The 19,194-nt window shown below is 56.6% G+C and carries 14 protein-coding genes and 1 pseudogene; 12 read left to right on the top strand and 3 right to left on the bottom strand.

Annotation, left to right across the window (positions count from 1 at the left end; translation table 11 throughout):
- The first annotated feature begins 63 nt into the window (after positions 1-63).
- Positions 64-531 carry an SHOCT domain-containing protein gene (locus K1Y02_17095; GenBank protein MBX7258080.1) on the top strand — a complete coding sequence of 156 codons (468 nt, stop codon included), beginning with the start codon at positions 64-66 and terminating at the stop codon, positions 529-531.
- Positions 532-554: 23 nt separating this feature from the next.
- Here K1Y02_17095 and K1Y02_17090 read toward each other — a convergent pair whose 3' ends face one another.
- Complete coding sequence (locus tag K1Y02_17090; protein ID MBX7258079.1) at positions 555-1,817, bottom strand: lipase family protein; 1,263 nt, start codon at positions 1,815-1,817, stop codon at positions 555-557.
- Between the two features lie 203 nt (positions 1,818-2,020).
- Here K1Y02_17090 and K1Y02_17085 point away from each other — a divergent pair, with 203 nt between their 5' ends.
- The gene (locus K1Y02_17085) at positions 2,021-2,203 is read left to right on the top strand and encodes a hypothetical protein (GenBank protein ID MBX7258078.1); all 183 of its coding nucleotides are present in this window, start codon (positions 2,021-2,023) and stop codon (positions 2,201-2,203) included.
- Positions 2,204-2,213: 10 nt separating this feature from the next.
- On the opposite strand, the gene K1Y02_17080 is transcribed toward K1Y02_17085, so the two are convergent.
- Positions 2,214-3,266, bottom strand: a complete 1,053-nt coding sequence (locus K1Y02_17080) for a glycoside hydrolase (GenBank protein ID MBX7258077.1) — start codon at positions 3,264-3,266, stop codon at positions 2,214-2,216.
- 310 nt (positions 3,267-3,576) lie between these two features.
- On the opposite strand from K1Y02_17080, the gene ppdK reads away from it, so the two are divergent.
- From ppdK to K1Y02_17030, 10 genes and pseudogenes are all read left to right on the top strand, one after another.
- Positions 3,577-6,357: a pyruvate, phosphate dikinase gene (gene ppdK / locus K1Y02_17075; protein MBX7258076.1), complete on the top strand. Its 2,781-nt coding sequence runs from the start codon at positions 3,577-3,579 to the stop codon at positions 6,355-6,357.
- 204 nt (positions 6,358-6,561) lie between these two features.
- Entirely contained in the window at positions 6,562-6,753 is a 192-nt protein-coding gene (locus K1Y02_17070; protein MBX7258075.1) for a type II toxin-antitoxin system VapB family antitoxin, read from the top strand.
- A 1-nt stretch (position 6,754) separates the two neighbouring features.
- Positions 6,755-7,144 carry a PIN domain nuclease gene (locus K1Y02_17065; protein ID MBX7258074.1) on the top strand — a complete coding sequence of 130 codons (390 nt, stop codon included), beginning with the start codon at positions 6,755-6,757 and terminating at the stop codon, positions 7,142-7,144.
- A gap of 799 nt (positions 7,145-7,943) precedes the next feature.
- The gene (locus K1Y02_17060) at positions 7,944-8,186 is read left to right on the top strand and encodes an addiction module protein (protein ID MBX7258073.1); all 243 of its coding nucleotides are present in this window, start codon (positions 7,944-7,946) and stop codon (positions 8,184-8,186) included.
- A pseudogene (locus K1Y02_17055) lies at positions 8,183-8,487 on the top strand (type II toxin-antitoxin system RelE/ParE family toxin). Before K1Y02_17060 ends, K1Y02_17055 begins: the two are co-directional and overlap by 4 nt.
- A gap of 114 nt (positions 8,488-8,601) precedes the next feature.
- The gene (locus K1Y02_17050) at positions 8,602-10,602 is read left to right on the top strand and encodes an alpha-L-fucosidase (GenBank protein ID MBX7258072.1); all 2,001 of its coding nucleotides are present in this window, start codon (positions 8,602-8,604) and stop codon (positions 10,600-10,602) included.
- Positions 10,603-10,719: 117 nt separating this feature from the next.
- Complete coding sequence (locus K1Y02_17045; GenBank protein ID MBX7258071.1) at positions 10,720-11,922, top strand: glycoside hydrolase; 1,203 nt, start codon at positions 10,720-10,722, stop codon at positions 11,920-11,922.
- A 279-nt stretch (positions 11,923-12,201) separates the two neighbouring features.
- A complete protein-coding gene (locus K1Y02_17040; protein ID MBX7258070.1) occupies positions 12,202-13,146 on the top strand; it encodes a DUF1559 domain-containing protein in 945 nt (314 codons plus the stop codon).
- A 240-nt stretch (positions 13,147-13,386) separates the two neighbouring features.
- Positions 13,387-15,660: a carbohydrate-binding protein gene (locus K1Y02_17035; protein ID MBX7258069.1), complete on the top strand. Its 2,274-nt coding sequence runs from the start codon at positions 13,387-13,389 to the stop codon at positions 15,658-15,660.
- 121 nt (positions 15,661-15,781) lie between these two features.
- Positions 15,782-17,494, top strand: coding sequence for a phospholipase D family protein (locus K1Y02_17030; GenBank protein ID MBX7258068.1), 1,713 nt, complete (start codon positions 15,782-15,784; stop codon positions 17,492-17,494).
- 146 nt (positions 17,495-17,640) lie between these two features.
- Here K1Y02_17030 and K1Y02_17025 read toward each other — a convergent pair whose 3' ends face one another.
- On the bottom strand, positions 17,641-18,867 hold the full coding sequence (locus tag K1Y02_17025; GenBank protein MBX7258067.1) for a hypothetical protein: 1,227 nt from the start codon (positions 18,865-18,867) through the stop codon (positions 17,641-17,643).
- Positions 18,868-19,194 lie beyond the last annotated feature (327 nt).

Below are 19,194 nucleotides of genomic sequence, written 5' to 3'. Positions count from 1 at the left end.
GACAATAAACCGTCACCACTGAAACGGCATCCAAAGCGGTAACAAGAAGGAGGAAGGTACATCGTGTATAGCGTCAAGCCGGGCCGGGGGCCTTCCGCAATGAGCGCCGTGGGCGGTGTGATCTTCATCGGGTTTGGAGTCTTGTGGACAATCCTCGCAGGTGCGATGGCGTTCGGAGCTTCAAGCGTGCTCAACAAAGGCTTCGGAGGTCAGATCGGTATTTTCGGTCTGATCCCTATGATATTCCCCTTGTTTGGCGTGCTCTTTATCGTGGCGGGAATCGCGAGTGTCGTTTATAGTCTGCGGAATGCGACGAGTCCCAACCGGTATTCGGCAGTCGAGATTACGACAGGCTCCGAAGAGCCCGATCCGCTCAACGAGACGTTTGGCGCCATTCAAACGATCGAAGAGAACGCGGAAGTCAAGAGCGTCGAAGAACGGCTCGCCAAGCTCGACGAATTGCGCGGCAAGGGGCTGGTCTCCGAAACGGAATACGCTGAACAACGCGAGCGGATACTGAACGATCTCTAATTGCCGGGCCCTAATCAGGAATTCTACTTCGCGGCGTATACGGATCTCAGCGCCTTCAATCCCTGCGCGGCCTTTTTCCCTGCCTTCTGCTGTGCGCGGACTTCATCAAACCATTTCCGGATCATCGGCACCGACTTAAAGATTGCGCCATCGTGGTCGTAATCGCCGACGTTAACAAGCTCCACTTTGGCGCCGCGCTTGGTCCATTCGGCCGCCGCCTGGACACTCTCCTCTGGGGTCACGTCGACGTCTTTGGTGCCGTAATATACGCGCATCGGCGTTTTCGGGGTCCAGAGATACGTCTCGTTTTCACGCAGGGCCGTCAGCAGCCACGTGGGGCGGCCGTTGTCGTAGTCGTCGAGGAAGCTCGCGGTAAACATGTCGCGCGGGTTACGCGGCAGGGCTTTCATGATCGGGTCGCCGTCGTGCTCACCATCAAACAGGACCGGCAATTGTACGGCGTACTCTTGTTTAATCACTGACTCGATGGGCTGATTGTAGATGGCGCTGTACGCGCGGACCATGAAGGCAAGGTAGAGCGAATGCGCGGAAGACTCGCCCTTCAGCGCGAAGGGGAAAATGAGGTCAGCCAGGTTGTAGGTGCCGGACGACGGCGCAGACGCGACAAGTTGGAAGCGCGGGTCATTGAGTGCCTCCAACGCGCGTTGCGTAGCCGCAGTGGCATGTCCGCCTTGCGAATATCCGGTGAGGTAGAGCGACGTTGGCCACGAAACGCCGATCGTTCCGGCAAATGCGTGCGCCGCCTTGAGCATGTCGATGGAAGTGTCAGCCGTTGTCTTCGCGTGAAGATAGGGATGCATCGCGCGGCTTGTGCCCAGGCCAATGTAATCGGGCATGAGCAGAAGATAACCGCCCCCGGCAAAGACGGCCGATCCAGCCACGCCTTCGAGGAGTGTGGGCTTTGAAGGCGTCGCATTGCGCAAGGTGGTCGTTCCGTGCAGACACTCCACAACGGCGTCGGGCTCGACCTTCTTCGGCAGTGCGACCAAACCGGAGGCGACGGTGGGCTGCCCATCGTAGTTCGTCGTCCAGTACTCGATCCGGTAGATGCGAACGCCGTGCTTGATGGCCACATGCCCCGGGAGATCGGAAACCCAGAGCATCGCGCGCAACGTTACGGCACTGTAGCAGCGCAAGCGTTCTGCCTTGTGCAGGGTGCCGGGAATGCAGATTTCGGGAGACATGTCCGTTCGAATGGGAACGTTACGCGCACACCCCACACTGAGTATCAGTGCGAGCGCAAGCACAAGACGATTGCATTTCATGGCAAACCTCCGCGCCTTTTCTTGGAATTCACCGACATCATGAGGAAATCGATGGGGCAATTCCACCTTCGTTTCGACACGGTTATTGTTATTTAACGGTCAAACGTGCAACCTTCTCGTACAGAAGAGCATCACATAGAACTAGTGAATGCTACTGGCATACTTGGGCGCATGGCCCATTAACAGGAAGGAGACCTCTCGAAATGGAAAACGCCTCGTTTCTCCAAATGCTCGGCCCTTATGGCGGGATCGGCTTTCTGGGGCTCCTGGTGATGGGGTGGGGCGTATTTGTCACGCTGTTCTGGATGATTTGCGCATGGCGCGCCATGCGCGCACACGAAGCGCTCGCCGAAGCAGTCAGGAAGTTGGCCGATTATAGGGAGTGATTCTTCGTCTCTATGGCGCAACAGTCACACGGCCCACATAGACGTTTGCGGCGTTCTTCTTTGCTGGGTCGGCCGTGTCAATTTCGTGTTGAGAATACCAACTGACAAAGAAGGCGGGGGTATCCGTCGAGAGCGACGCAGGATCGACTATCAATCCCGGGTAGGACGTGTCGCCAGCGCTTGGCAACGTAAAACGTTCGACTATGGTATCGCCCACAATTTCCCACAGTCGTGTAACGTATCCTTCGCTTTTGGCGCGTCCTGAGATGAACACTCGCCCCTTCCATTCCGCGATTGCCGGAGAGTGAATCAAAACGCCGGTGGGAGCGCCTTTCCATGAGGTCATTGAAGCATCGCTTCGGAACCACTGAGCATCACCCGCTTCATCGCCGGTTCGCGAGATAAGCCAGACCTCGCCGCTGGGTGTCCAATAGAAGTCCGCCTCCCCCGCCATGCGTTCCGTCGTTACCGTGGCAACGGTCGTCCACTCGAGACCATCCGTGGACTTGACGAGTCGCGTCTCGCGAAGATCTGGCTTGGGCCGCACCGCCGTGTACGCGGCGCTGTAGAAGACGCCGTCGTGACGTCGCACGCGCCACATCCAGAAGCCCGGTTCATATACAGCCTGGATCTTGGACCACGTTGTACCGTCCTGGGTCGAAGCGAAGTAGGAACGGACCTTTCCGCGGCTGGGCAAGGCGTGGCCTTCTTGATGCGCAAGATCCCATGTACCAAAGTACACGAACAACGTGTCGTCGGTCGCTACAAAATGCGGATCGCGGTCGTCGCCCAGCGTGTCCAATACACCGCATGGGGTCCACGTTTTCAAATCCGTACTCGAGAACACCCGGATGTCGCCGTCCATGGTCGCGTGAGAACCGCCGTGCCTGAAGCAGAGGTAATAGGCGCCTTTCCATTGAATCAGGTCCGTGAACGCATTGTGCGCGCCGTCGGCGGCGACAGTGACGTGCCAGTCGAGCGTGGTTTCGGCTAAGGACACGCGCGAACCGACAATCCCGATAAAGAGAAGCGCCAACAGACGCAGCAGCGTGACTTGTTTCATGTATCTTCTCTCCCCGAGTGCGGCACATGGCTGGGCCGACTTCCAAGGGCAACAGTGCCAGATGCACCGAAGCGCGTCAAGTCCTCCGGCACTCGCTAAGGCGAATCGCGTCGTTCCGCCTCGTGCCGTCGCCGCAAGCGGCTATTCGTTTCCGGTGGCATCTCGTTTGCATCAGGCTGTCTACAACCTGTAAGATCCCCTGTCTTTTGCGTAGGGGCGAGTCATGCCCTTGACTCGACGACATTTCAACAAAGGACGGGCTGAATCGGGGGATGTTCCAGCCGTTGCGCCCGTCAGGAGAACAGCATCGATGGCTAAGAAAATGGTCTATTTCTTCGGCGCAGGCAAAGCCGAGGGTAAGGCGGACATGAAAGAGCTGTTGGGCGGCAAGGGCGCCAACCTCGCCGAAATGTCCAGCATGGGAATTCCGGTACCGGCAGGTTTCACGATTACGACTGAAGTCTGCACGATCTACTACAAGAACAAGGGCAACCTTCCGAAGGAACTTGTCCAGGAAGTCGACAAGGCGATGGCGCGAGTCGAAAAAGTCATGGGCAAGAAGTTCGATGACGTCAAAGATCCGCTCCTGCTTTCGGTTCGGTCCGGCGCCCGGATGTCGATGCCCGGCATGATGGACACCGTGTTGAACGTCGGCCTTTGCCCGAAGACTATCCCCGGTCTCATCGCGAAGAGCGGCGACGAACGCTTTGTGTATGACGCGTATCGCCGTCTGATCATGATGTACGCCGACGTGGTGATGGAAAAGGCCGCCGGTATCGAGCCGAAGGATGGCGAGAGCGTCCGTTTGAAGCTCGAGCACCACATGGAGCACCTGAAGAAGGAAAAGGGCTACGCGAGCGATACCGACATCACCGCTGCCGAACTGAAGCAGCTTTGCGAAGACTTCAAGAAGATCGTCAAAGAGACGATTGGCAAGCCTTTCCCCGACGATGCGAAGGCCCAGCTTTGGGGCGGCATCAAGGCCGTGTTCCAGTCCTGGAACGGCAGACGCGCCATTTCCTACCGCCGTATCGAAGGCATCCCCGATGATTGGGGCACGGCCGTCAACGTGCAGGCGATGGTTTTCGGAAACATGGGCGACTCCTCGGCGACCGGCGTGGCCTTCACGCGCGATCCGGCAACCGGCGAAAACAAGTTCTACGGCGAGTGGCTTGTGAACGCGCAGGGTGAAGACGTTGTGGCCGGCATCCGGACGCCGTCGGCCCTGAACAAGGCCACGAAGACGGAAGACACGGCGCACCACGAGTCGTTGGAAGAAGTCAATCCGAAGGCGTACAAGAAGCTGTACGATATCCGTTGCAAGCTTGAGAAGCACTTCCGCGACATGCAGGACATCGAGTTCACGATCGAGACCGGCGAACTCTGGATGCTACAGACGCGTACCGGTAAGCGCACGGGTACGGCTGCTGTCCGCATGGCCGTTGAGATGTGCGAGAGCAAGCTAATCGACAAGACGACGGCGCTTCGCCGCGTGAAGCCAGAACAGCTTGATGAGTTGCTTCACCCGATGCTCGATCCTGCGGCCGAAAAGAAAGCCAACGTGCTTGCGAAGGGCCTTCCGGCCGGTCCTGGCGGTGGCGTCGGTCAAGTCACGTTTACGGCAGACGACGCCGAAGCGTGGTCCAAGCAAGGTAAGAAGGTCATTCTCGTCCGTAACGAGACTTCGCCCGAAGACGTTCACGGTATGCACGTAGCCCAGGCCATTCTCACGGCGAAGGGCGGCATGACCAGCCACGCGGCGCTTGTCGCGCGCGGTTGGGGCAAGTGCTGCATCGTGGGTTGCGCCGCGCTTCACATTGATGCGCGTAACAAGACCATCACGGTTGGCGGCAAGGTCATCAAGGAAGGCGATTGGATTTCCTTGAACGGTTCGTCCGGCAAGGTGTACGAAGGCGCCGTCGGCGTGCTTCCGGCGCAGCCCGACCTGAATCCGTATTACAAGAAGCTCATGAAGTGGGTCGACGAGACGCGTCAGATCAACGTTCGCACGAACGCCGAGCGTCCTGAAGACGCCGCGCAGGCGATTGCGTTCGGAGCCGAAGGCGTCGGCCTTGCGCGCACCGAGCATATGTTCTTCGAGCCGGAACGCATCATCCACATGCGTGAGATGATCCTCGCGGAGAACGAAGAAGTTCGCCGTGCCGCCGTTATGAAGCTTCTCCCCTACCAGAAGAAAGACTTCATCGGCATCTTCAAGGCGATGGCCGGCAAGCCGGTAACAGTTCGCTTGCTCGATCCGCCTCTACACGAGTTCGTCACGCTGACCGACGCGCAGGTCGAAGAGCTTTCGGGCCAGATTAAGGTGCCCGCCGCGAAGATCCGCGCGCGCATCGCCCAGCTCCACGAGCTGAACCCGATGCTCGGCCACCGCGGTTGTCGCCTTGGCGTTGCGTACCCGGAAATCACCGAGATGCAGGCGCGCGCCATTCTTGAAGCGACCGCCGAGTTGACGAAGGCGAAGGTGAAGGTCCTCCCGGAAATCATGATTCCGCTCGTTGGTCACGAGAACGAGTTCATCAACCAGGCTGCGATCGTCCGTCGCGTCGCGGAAGAAGTTCAGAAGCAGTACAAGATGAAGCTCAGCTTCATGGTCGGTACGATGATCGAAGTGCCGCGCGCGTGCCTCGTCGCCGACAAGATTGCGGCGCACGCCGAGTTCTTCAGCTTCGGCACGAACGACCTCACGCAGATGGGCTTCGGGTTTTCCCGCGACGACATCGGCGGGTTCCTGCCGTACTACATCGAGAGGAAGATCCTTCCGAACGATCCGTTCCAGGTGCTCGACCAGGTAGGTATCGGACAGCTTATCGAGATGGCCGTCGCGAAAGGCCGCTCGGTCCGTCCGGACCTCAAGGTCGGTATCTGCGGCGAGCACGGCGGCGAGCCCAGCTCGGTGAAGTTCTGCCACCGCACCGCGTTCAACTACGTGAGCTGCAGCCCGTTCCGCGTACCCATCGCGCGTTTGGCCGCCGCACAGGCCGCTATCGAAACGCCGCGCAAAGAGAAGGCCGCTGCGAAGAAAGTTGCCGCCAAAGGCAAAGCCAAGGCAAAGGCAAAAGGCCGCAAGTAGCCTGATTCTGTAACCGTTCAGCCGTCCCCAAGCCCACGGGTTTGGGGACGGCTTCTTTTGTGCCCATGCCTGCTCGCTAACCATCCAGAAAAAACCTTGAAATACATCAACACTCTCGTGCACTTTCCTTCTTCGACGGCCCAACTGCCAGGCTTGACACGGCTCCTCAATGTGTATAATCTATACACATTGAGGAGATGAATTATGCGAACGAATATCGTCATTGACGACCAGTTGATGTCCCGCGCACTCAAATCGGGTGACTACAAAACAAAAAAATCTGCCATTGATGCAGCATTGAAGCTCTTAGTGCAGGTCAATAGCCAGCAAAGACTCCGCCGCCTGCGTGGAAAGATCAAGTGGGAAGGCGACCTCGATCAGATGCGAAGGGACTGAGATGGTTATTGTCGACACCTCTGCTTGGGTGGAGTACCTGAACGACGGCGACCCTTTGGTAGTAGAAAAGGTGGACCACTACCTCGATCAGGACCTGGTCGCAATGGGTGACCTGATCTATTGCGAGATAATGCAGGGCATACGCCTCGATCACCAGCGCAGAGAGATCTCGTCGCTCCTCCTTGCCCTCCCTCAGCACGAAATGGTCGGGTTCCATATTGCTGAGCGCTCAGCTGCCAACTACAGGCTACTGCGCTCACGAGGCATTACTGTACGCAAAACGATAGATGTGCTTATCGGAACCTATTGTGCCGAGAATGGACTTGCTCTTGTCCATAACGACAGGGATTTCGATCACATGGGTCCTCACATCGGGTTGGAGACTGTATAGCAGCGCAATGTATTCGTTGGCATGTCTCTTTCAGAGATCCGAATATTGAACACGCCAGGAGGCTTTTGACAAAGCCGTGGCAGGAGTACGAGAAGGCAAGCATACCTTCCGCAAAGCTTAGCGACCTACGCAAGGGGATAATGCTCTTGGAGGGGCGAGGTACTCTCCTCGAGGGACAGACGATGGCATGGAAGATTAAGATTGATGATTTCGTCATTTATGTGAACAAAAACAAATACAATATCCACACTTTTGGGGGGTTCCCATCCCTGTGGGGTCTATTGTTTTGATGGGACCCATGGAGTCGCCTGAAGCGATATACTTCATCTGGGTTAACGAGGGCCGTGGTTCTGACCTTTCGCGCACTGTCAAGGAGTCAGAGGAATTAGTTGAACGTATAAATCGAAGAGTCTGGGCGGAGATCAATAAGCCGAAGGTGCAGTAACCTCAGAAGCCGTGAGCCGTGAAGTCTCCAATGGGGTTACCATGAATCCACGAGATTAACAATGTTCAAGAAAGAATGGCGATTGCAGTAACCGCCACGCGCAATCCGAGAGGTCTTGACAGAGTCCCAAGTTCGGTGAACAAGGTGAACGAGGTTTTGACAGTGTGATGCACGGGCGCTATTCTCTCGCGCATGAGGGCACCGTTGTGAGTGAAGACGTTCGCGAGTACCGCTTTAAAGGTATGACAATGGCAAAGCGCAAGCTGTACCTGCCGGTCTCTGGGTCCGGAGGACTAAAGCCGGGGGTGGACCTCGATAATGCCTCTTCACTGCAGGAACTTATGGACTCCGATCATGAATGCCTCAGACGCCAGTTCAAAGGAAATACTCGTCGACGCACTTCAACTGCCTCCTGTTGAGCGGGCTACGCTGGTGGAAGAAATCCTCTCCAGTTTCGATTTTCCGGAGCGACACGAAATCGATGCCTTGTGGGCAAGAGAAGCTGAAGATCGCATTGATGCCTACGAACAGGGCAAACTCACCACATCCCCCATCAGCAGAGTATTCGATCGGATAAACCGCGAAGCGGATCGATGAATATCGAGTTCCTCAGCATTGCAGAAGGGGAGCTATTCGATGCGATCTCATTCTATAACAGCCAAAGTGAAGGACTCGGTTTTGAGTTCGCGTCCGAAGTCAGACAAACCATAGTGCGGATCACGCAATTCCCTGACGCATGGGCTGTCCTCTCCGACGTACTCGCCGGTGTAGAACCAAGCGTTTCCCTTACGCAATAGTGTATCAAGTCCGCACTGAATCCTTGCTCATAGTTGCAGTCATGCATCTGAAGCGTCACCCCGATTCATGGAAGCTGAGATTTGAGTCTTCGGGGGATTGATCGATACCAATACTCCAAAACGATTCTCCCCTATCTGTTCCCACCACCCTCAAACTTGCATCCGCCCCCGGCAATCGCACATGGTAACAGCGACAACTTAAGGGGGTTCTTTCCATGATGATCGCCGGCCTATTCGTTTTACTCGCAACCACCGCCCAAGCCGACGCCCAGCCCAAGTGGCCGGCAGATGCGTTCTTCGGGCTTCACTATGATCTACACCCGGGTCCGCAGGACACCGAATTGGGCCGGGAAACCACGTATGAGCACATTCGCGCCATGCTCGAGAAGGTGAAACCCGATTACGTGCAGTACGACTGCAAGGGTCATCCGGGCTGGACCGGTTATCCTTCAAAAGTGGGGTCGCCATCACCGGGAATCGTCAATGATGCATTGGCCGTGTGGCGCAAGGTCACGAAGGACATGGGCATTCCGCTTTCGATTCACTACTCGGGCGTATGGGACACGCGCGCCATTGAGTTGCATCCGGAATGGGCCAACATCAACGCCGAGGGCAAGCCCAATCCCAACAACACAGACCCGCTGAGCGATTACACCGAGAAATTCATGATCCCGCAGCTCATTGAAGTTGTCGACAACTACGACATCGACGGGGTGTGGATTGATGGAGAGAATTGGGCGAGTCAGCCGTCCTGGAGCGAGCGGTGCATCGCGGAGTTCACGAAGCGCACCGGAATCTCAGAAGTTCCCCGCAAGCCAGGCGACCCGCATTGGGCGGAATGGCTTGCGTTCCAACGGACCTTGTTCGTGGAACATGTGCAGAAGTATGCGGAAGCACTTCATAAACGGAAGCCTTCCATCGCGGTTTGCAGCAATTGGATGTACAGCGTTCGCCAACCGGAGCCTATCGCCGCACCCGTCGATTATCTAAGCGGAGACTTCGATCCCAGCTTCGGCGCGGAACGTTCGTGCGCAGAGTCGCGATTCCTTGCCGCGCGCGGATTGCCGTGGAATCTGATGGCGTGGGCTTTCCTGAAGACCGGCGACGGACAGTGGACGTTCAAGCCCGCACCGCATATGTGTCAGGAACTCGCAGTGACCTTGGCGCAGGGTGGCTCCGTGTTCATCTACGATCAGCCGCAACGGTCGGGTCGCCTGACGGAATGGCATCAGGACATTTACGCTGAGGTGGCAGAGTTCTGTCGCGCGCGCAAGGAATACTGCTTCAAAACGCAGACGATTCCCCAGGTGGCGATCCTGCATAGCGAGTCGTTTTACTATCGCCACAATGATCCGCTGTTCAATTTCCGCGACGCCAACCACCCGATGGAAGGCGCGTTGCACGCGATGTTGGAGAATGGGTACTCAGTCGACATCTTGAACGAGGAGATGCTCCTTGAGCGCATCGCACACTATCCGATGGTCGTCGTGCCGGAGCAGGAAGAGTTGCCGCAAGAGGTGGTCGAGGCGCTTCGCCGATATGTTTCCGATGGCGGACAGCTACTCCTCAGCGGACAGACCGCCGTCAAGGAATTCGGAGATATCACGGGTGCCACGCCAAAAGAGGACGCACTCGTCGGCAATTCGTTCGTTCCCGCCGGCAACGGGTGCGTGGCTGTAAACGGCCCCTGGCAAAGCGTGTCGCTTACTTCAGCGACCGAGCTCGCTCCCTTGCTGAATCAACAAGAACCTGCTCTCAATAGAGTCGGGGTGCCCGCGGCAATCGTGAACAACTTCGGCAAGGGCCGTGTAGTTACCGTCACGGGACCCGCTTTCCGCGCGTATCACCACACGCATTATCCGCTGCTGCGCCGTTTCCTCGGCGATGCCGCGAACGCGCTCGTCACGACAAAGCTCGCTCACGTGAGCGGACCCTGGTGGATTGAGATGTCCGCGCGCCAAAAGGACGGTAGGTTGCTCATCCAGTTCGTCAATCGCGCCTCGGCGGGTTATACCGCGCCAAACCGACATGTCGTCGAAGACGTACCCAATTCCGGGCCGTTCACCGTCACAATTCCGGTGGACAAACGTCCGAAGCGCGTCTTCATGGGCCCGGAGAAGGCCGGGTGCGAGTGGACATGGAGCAATGGCATGCTGACTGCAAAGATCGCTGGGTTGGGAATTCACAACGTGTTGGTCGTAGAGCACGGCGACTGACCAGCGTTCGCCCTGCAGAAGAGTGGCAAGTGTCCCGTTATCTTTGTAAGTCATCCATCTTTTGCATGATTTACAGGGATAATCTGCCGATAGACCCATTGTAGTAGGAGGTTGAGCATGAAGACTGGATGTCTGTATGTCTTCCGCAGAAAGTACCTATTCACTACACTTGCGGTCCATCTACTCGCTGTGATTGGGACGGGCTGCCAAACGACATCGCATACTGCTCCTGCGCTTGCGCCGGACCTCGTAATCACCGACCTCTTCACGAAGGAACGCATTCCAAAGATCGATGTCGCGCAGGACGGGACCATTCTGGCGACTGCGAAGTCCGGCAAGCTACTGCGACGCAGCACGGACGGCGGAAAGACGTGGAGCGATATTCAGGAAATAGGCCCGGACGCAAACGGGAGTACCATCGTCGACAGAACCACGGGCGACGTGTTGGTGGTGTGTGCCAATAAAGGCTATTTGTGGCGCAGCAAAGACAACGGCCTCACGTGGGCTCGCGAGATGATAACGCTCAAGCCCAATCCCTACGGACACGGTACTCCCGACGGCATCCCCATCGAAACGAGTTGCTCCGAGTCAGGCGTGACGCTTCAGTACGGCGAGCACAAAGGCCGACTGCTGATGCCCGGACGCATCATGCCGCCGAAAGGATCCAATGCGCAGGAATGGTGGCCGTATCACTACAATTCCTCCTTGTTCAGCGACGATGGCGGCAAGACGTGGCAGGTCAGTGGCCCCGTGCAAAGTGGAACGGGGGAAGGGACGCTTGCGGAGATGTCCAATGGCGATATCTACTACAACTCACGGTCGCATATGTCAATCGACGATCGCCGCCGAATAGCGTGGAGCTACGACGGAGGTGCGATGTACGTTGATTGGCGCGTGTGTGACGACCTGCGTGAGGTAGGCGAGCCGTTCTACTTCAAATATGGCACGGAACCCAGCTATGGATGCAACGCCGGTCTGGCACGGCTGCCGCTGGAAACTACGGGCGGCAAAGACGTGCTCGTTTTCAGCACGCCGGACAATCCCGGAGGAACACGCATTCGCATGACAGTATGGGCGAGCTTCGACCGCGGCAAGACATGGCCCGTGAAACGGCTGATCTACGAAGGTCCAAGCGCCTATTCATCACTCGCGGCGGACAACCAAGGGAACATTTACCTGCTCTTCGAGAGAGGCCAGAAGAAACCCTACGACGCCATGTCGTTTGCAAAGTTCGACCTTGCCTGGCTTACGAAGGGGCACAATTTGGAGAAATTGCTGGCCACGCCTGTAACCATTAATCGCCCACGGGCCAAGAATTAGATTCTCATGCCGGGACCACCCTCCCGACGGCCGCGTTTATAAGTAGGTTTGGATTGACCTCGTGATGCGCTGCATCCGCGGCAGCCGATTCCCGGAGGCCCGCACAAGGGTATTGTCAGTTTTCGAGATCGGCGGTATCATCAATTACAGATGCAAGGCATTCTCCCCTTTTCATGAAGTCCACTTTTGCAGTTCTGGTTTCGACGCAGTAGCTGTCAGCAACTCCGTTTCTGTCAGTAGTTGGGCAACTGGTGCCGGTCAACCACGCAAGGAGGGGCCATGATCAATCGTGCACGTACTTCCGGTTTCACTCTGATCGAGTTGTTGGTCGTTATTGCCATCATTGGAATTCTCGCGGCTATTTTACTGCCCGCGCTGGCGCGCGCTCGTGAGGCGGCGCGGCGTGCAAGTTGTCAGAACAATCTCAAGCAATGCGGTCTGGTCTTCAAGATGTACGCCAACGAATCCAAGGGAGAGAAGTTTCCAAGCAGCGTGTTTGCGTCTGGAGAGAACTGCGACGGAACCACCTCGTATATCTTTTTCCAGGGAAGTCAGGTATACCCCGAGTACCTGACTGATGCCAGCGTACTGATATGCCCGTCTTCCGGCCGTCCCAGCCCTATTGACGATACGTATGACTGGCGAGTCGGAAACGTGGCGACTGGGTCCATCGCGCCGTGCGCGTTCACACCCGATTCCTACATATACCTGGCGTGGGCGCTGATTCCGTCGGAGATTGCGGGAACCGCCAACGCCAATGACCCCGCCCTGGACGGACTCGACGCCAACAACACGGCCGCCTCGATAGCGGTCATGGTCTCACTGGGTTTTGTCGTCGATCCGCTAGTTGGACTCGGCGCGGCGGCCGACGGCATAAGCAACGCCGCGACACCCGCTGATGCATTCCCCTTTGCTGACAACGACGTCGACACGGACGATGCTATGGCCGCCGTCGGGTTGACGCCAACTGGCAGGGGTACGTTGTATCGCCTTCGTGAAGGCATCGAGCGCTTCTTCATCTCCGATATCAACAATCCCGCTGCCTCCGCGTTGGCGCAGAGTGGAGTCCCCGTCATGTTCGACTCGCTCTCGACAGTCATCTCGGAATTCAATCACGTGCCTGGCGGCGCAAACATCCTCTTCATGGATGGTCACGTTCAATTCGACCGTTATCCTGGTGAATACGCTAACAAGGTTACTGCTCTGACTACCGGCGCAAACTAGCCGCCGAAAGACAGTCCAAGCGGGCGGGCAAGGGCACCCATGGCTCTGCACCGTCCGCTTTTCATTTTGGCCGGTTCGCCAAACCCATTGAAGAAAGGAAGGATTTCGATTTCGGAGCGACAACCGCTATGATCAGGGGCGCGGCTTGTGTCCGCATGCGTGACGTGCTGGGGTTGGGGAGAAGCACAAGCACGTTTTCGGATTGCGTTTTTATATGCGCGTAATGAGGGAGGACGTCACATGCATTGCTCCGGTCTGCCGATACTCGCCATCATTCTCACAACATCACTGACTTCTCTCAGCGTATTCGCCAAAGAGATTCACGTCTCCAAGTCAGGAGACGACAAGAATGACGGTTCGCCAACGGCCCCTTACAAGACAATCTCCGCCGCTGCCGCGGTAGCGCAGCCAGGCGACACAATCACTGTCCACGAAGGTGTCTATCGTGAACGCGTGAACCCACCGCGCGGAGGCGAATCGGACTCGAAGCGCATCGTATACCAAGCAGCTCTGGGCGAGAAAGTGACCATCACGGGCGCGGAGGAGATCAAGAACTGGGAGTACGTGAAGGGCGATGTATGGAAAGTCGTCCTACCCAATTCATTCTTCGGCGATTTCAATCCTTACGGCGATCTCATCCGCGGCGACTGGTTTAATCCAAAAGAAAGACCTCATCACACCGGCGCTGTCTATCTCGACGGAAACTGGCTTATCGAGGCCGCGAAACTTGACGAGGTCATGGCGCCGCGCGGAACGGTGCCGTCATGGCTGGGTTCGGCAGATCCCGAATACTTGCTCAACGTAGCACGGTGGCGCCCCCTCGACGAATCCAAGGACACCCCGTGGGTTGAAGCTTCCAAATATACCGAAAAGAGCGGCACGCAAAACGCCCCCTGCTCGGAAGGCGGCGAGTGCATCGGCTTTATTCAGCGTGGCCATTGGGTCAAGTACAAGGATGTCGATTTCGGAGCGGGGGCAAAATCGATCGAGATTCGCGCTGCCTCTGCTTCGCGCGGCGGTACCATCGAGATTCACGCAGATAGACCGGAAGGGGAACTCCTTGGCTCGTGTGCTGTTCCGAACACCGGGGACTGGCAGTCGTGGTCCAGCTTCAAAACCACGATCAAGCCCGTAAGTGGCGTCAAGACAATTTGTCTGGTCTTCAGAGGCGCTGTACAGCCGAACTTGAGCAATACCCCGCTTTGGTTTGCCGAGGTGGACGACAAGAACACGACCATTTGGGCACAGTTCATCAACGTCGGTCCCAACTCGCACAACGTTGAAATCAATGTCCGACAGACCGTCTTCTACCCTGAAAACACGGGAATCAACTACATCACGCTTCGCGGGTTCAACTTGTGCAAGGCGGCAACAAACTGGGCCCCGCCGACGGCGGAACAAATCGGGATCGTCGGCACCAACTGGAGCAAGGGCTGGATCATTGAAAGCAACACCGTCAGTCACTCGGTATGCTCCGGCATTGCCCTTGGGAAACACGGCGATGAATTCGACAACACGTCCGCCGACACTGCCGAGGGATATGTGAAGACCATAGAGCGAGCCATCCAGCGCGGCTGGAGCGGCGACAATATCGGCCATCACACCGTGCGCAACAACACGATCTATGCATGCGAACAGACCGGTATCGTGGGAAGCCTTGGAGCTGTGTTCAGCACCATCACCGGCAATTCAATTCATGACATCCACGTCCGGCAGTTGTTCACGGGTGCAGAGATGGCAGGCATCAAACTGCACGCCGCCATTGACGTGGAGATTCGCGGCAACCACATAAGCCGCACGTGCCGGGGAATCTGGTTGGACTGGATGAATCAGGGTTCGCGCGTGACCGGAAATCTCTTCCATGACAATATCTCCGAAGACCTTTTTGTTGAAGTGGACCATGGTCCTTTCATGGTGGATAACAACGTCTTCCTCTCCCCTACGACCCTGCTTTCGCTCTCACAGGGTGGCGCATATGTGCACAACTTAATCGGGGGCGCTATCCACATTATCGCCTACGATGCGCGCATGACCCCGTATCACAAAGCGCATTCCACGGAAATCGCCGGCATGCACGACAATCCCTGCGGAGACGACCGTTGGTACAACAACGTGTTCATCCAGCGCGCCGATATGACGCCCTACGACACGGCGAAGCTGCCGGTGTGGATGTCGGGCAATGTGTATTTGAAGGGTGCGAAACCGTCAAAACACGAGGTCGAAGCGCTGGCGTTGCCCGATGTGGATCCTGGTGTGCAACTGGTCGATAAGGATGACGGCACCTACCTCGAGTTTGCCGTGGACCCAGCTTGGAGTTCGGGCAAAGGCTGCCAGGTGGTGAACTCGGAATTGCTCGGGAAAGCAGCTATTTCGGGTGCCCCTTATGAACAAAGGGACGGTTCGCCATTCCGCCTAACCGAAGACTTCTTTGGCAAAGAACGCACCACTCCAACGCCCACGCCCGGACCGTTCTCAATCTCGGGCGGAGATGAGTTCAGCGTGAAAGTCTGGTAGCCCGCGCGCGAAAGAAGGCAAGAGGACTTGGAAGAAGTGGACAGACCCGTTGTCTGTCACGCTATCGTGGTTTATCATCGTCGGCATGAGCGGCGAGCGAATCCTGGTGGAAGGTTGAGGTATGACGCTAAGCGCCGTCATTTATACATGTCTCGTGGCGTCGACGGTCGCCGCCAGCGGACTCGACTCTACGCCTGCCTATGATTCTCCGCTGTTTTCGTTCGCCCAGCAGATAACGCAGGCATCCCTCGGCCAGAACGACGAAACCCAAGATAATCGTGTAGCCATCATCGACGACGGTTACCGGGCGTTACTGCTGCGCGTTCATCTAATCCGAAATGCGCAACGTTCGATCGACATTCAGACATTTATTCTCGAGAACGACGAGTGTGGCCGGTTAATGATGTACGAACTGATTCAGGCGGCCAAACGTGGCGTGCGAGTTCGACTTCTGGTCGACCACTTTATGTCGGATCGCGACGGGAAGTGGGTCGCGTTTCTTGCCACGGCCCATCCAAACTTCCTGCTCAAGTACTATCGTCCGCCCGCCAATCTCATCGATCCGCCGAAGGTCGTGGAAGTGACCACGGCGCTCCTGTCGTTTCGAAATACCAACCAACGCATGCACAACAAGTTGATGATCTTTGACGACTGCATCGCGATCACCGGTGGCCGCAACATCGACAACCACTATTACAACCATTCCACAAGTTACAACTTTCTGGATCGCGATGCGGTGGTCATTGGCCCGGTGTTGCCATCCATGGCGCATTCGTTCAGGGAGTACTGGAAGTTCTGGCGCAGTGTTCCGAGCGCCGAATTGCTCGATGTAGCGGCCATTATCAAGTCAAATTCGTTCGACCGCCTCGAGAGCAAGGATGACTTCCGATTCAACGGGTGCTTCGAGGAGCTCGACTCGCAAGCCAACGATGCAGGCCTGATTCAGGAACACTTCGTGTCCACATTCATGAAGGCAGACAAACTTGAATTCATGGCCGACGCCCCCGGGAAAAAATCGGGATTCTGGATTTGGAGCGGGGGCAAATTTACGTGGCGCATCCGCCGAATCATGAGCAGCACCGAAGACAACTTGGTCATTCAAAGCCCGTATCTTATCCTCAATAATCGCGCGCGTAGAAACTTCCGCAAGTTACACCGCAGGCGCCCGGCGGTCCGCGTTGTCATTTCGACCAACAGTTTCGGCGCTACGGACAATACCGTGGCGTATTCCGCCAATTACCGGCTGAGGCCGAGTTACATTCAGAACTGCGGCTTCCACATCTACGAGCTCAAGCCTTTTCCCGACGACCTGCATGCGCTCCTCCCCAACTACGCCGATCTCGAGCAACGCGCGCAACAGGAAGGAACCAGGCACAAACCATTCGTCAGTGTCCATGCAAAATCATTCGTGTGCGACGACAAAACCGTTTTCGTCGGGTCGTATAACATCGATCCGCGGTCCGATCATTTGGACACGGAGGCCGGTGTCCTCATAAAAGACCCGCGCATTGCCAAGGTTGTCAAGGACGCCATTCTAAAGCGAACAGGACCAGGGAGTAGTTGGGTTATCGCGAAGAAGAAGTTTCCGCTGTCCGACGTCAACTATCTTATCGAAGGCATCTCGGGCCTCTCCCCCATCGATATCTGGCCATTGCGCAATACAAGCAGTTTCGAACTCCTCCCCGGCAAAGAACCGCTTCCCCCGGACGATAAGGACTTCTATACGCACTATCGCGACGTTGGCGGTTTTCCCGGCGCTCAAGGCCTAACCACCAAAGAGATTACCACCCACCTCTACCGCATAATTGGCGGGTTGGCCACCCCCATCATGTGAGGAGAGCGCGCCGTCATGACACCCTACGACACGGCGAAGCTGCCGGTGTGGATGGCCGGCAATGTGTATTTAAGGGGAGCGAAACCGTTCATACACGGGACCGGTTAACATCAGCGCCAAAGTCTGGCAGACACGTTGAAGGGAATTCACTTCTCTTTCGTGAAGTTGCCGAACTTCGCGTCGCCCTGTTTCTGCGTGCCGCCGGCCACGTCACCTTCGACTGTCTTGCCGTCGGTCTTCGCGATGACAGGCACGGGGGGCTTTGCGAAATCGAGGTACTGCTTGAAGTCCACGTGAACGGCAGGCAGCTTGTAGGCCTCGGTCTCGCCTTCGGCATACGTCACCCACATCTCGAACGCGGTTGCGTTATAGACAACGTCAAGGACATTGCCGCCTTTAATCGGAATGGACTTCGCGATTTCCATCATCGACTCGCCCGTTATCTTTCCATACTGCTCCTTAAGCAATGGGAAAGCGCCACGGCCTTCATCGTTGTAGACGCAGTTCTCCATGACGTTCGGCGCGAACTCGTCCTTCGGGTCGTTGTCTTCGAAGATCGCGAGATTGGGCGCGTGGGCAACAATCTTCGCAGCACGCTTCTCTTTGCCACTGCCTATGACGTAGTGATACTTCTTGATGCGCTTTGTATTGCGCAGCATGTCGAGAACCTGATCGATGCCCTTGCCCTGGTACAACATGTCGCGGAAAAACATGGTGAAATGATAACCGTTCAAATCATAAGGCTTGTCACTATCCGGAGAGTCACCCATTTCCGCAAGCGCGATACCCGCATTGTTCATGCCCGTGTTGCAGCCGACATATCCCGCGAACGTCACGTTCACATGCGCGATGCCGTCCTCCGGAAGATACAGCACCAAGACCGGAAAGTCATGCGCCCGCAATTCCAACTCCCAATCCAGGTTTCGTGTAAGGAAAAGATCGCCGCTTGCCGTCGCCTCGTCCCACACGGCAAGACTGCTGCACGAATACGTGGAGATGAGCGGAATCATGTGCGCGCGAATGACCGCCTCCAAGGGAATCCTCGCCCCTTCCGCCAGTCCGCGCATTTCCTCCTTCACGTGCTCGCTGACGTAGGGAGACGTCGCGGCCCACGCGGCATCCAGCCGTTCGTTGGAATACTCGTCGCCACCCTCCGCCTGAGATGCGCCGATGATTCGCTCGATCAGCGCCTTCGATTCCTGCGGAAACAACTGACCAAACGCCTTCCCCATTTCAAAGGCAGACCCTTTGACCACGCAGATGGGCAGTTCACGGCCTCCGTCTTTGAGAATGGCGCGATACCCTTCCGCAAAGACCGGGCTGGCGACAATAAACGCAACCAAAAGAGCGCTTAGTGAACGGAAGCGGACCACGGCAATTTCCTTTCATGGCCGAGAAGACGGCGTCGCATGACCAGATGAGTTAAATGCCACTCACCGGCAGGATTGTCATTCAGACTCCAGAGGGGGGCAATTCTTGCAGAGCCGACTGGAGCAATGCAATCACACAAAGCGAAATCATCTGCAATCAAGCGACAAGATCCGGGATTGATGTTGTCACAAATGCGCCGTCAAGACTACGGTGCTACAAGGCAGGAAAAACAAAACGCCAAGCACATCCTTTCGGAAGTGCTTGGCGTCAATAACTTTAGATGGCGGGGACGACCGGGCTCGAACCGGCGACCTCTGCCGTGACAGGGC

It is taken from the genome of Candidatus Hydrogenedentota bacterium, assembly GCA_019695095.1.
Lineage (GTDB): Bacteria > Hydrogenedentota > Hydrogenedentia > Hydrogenedentales > SLHB01 > JAIBAQ01.
This window is presented reverse-complemented; position numbering and strand designations above follow the sequence as displayed.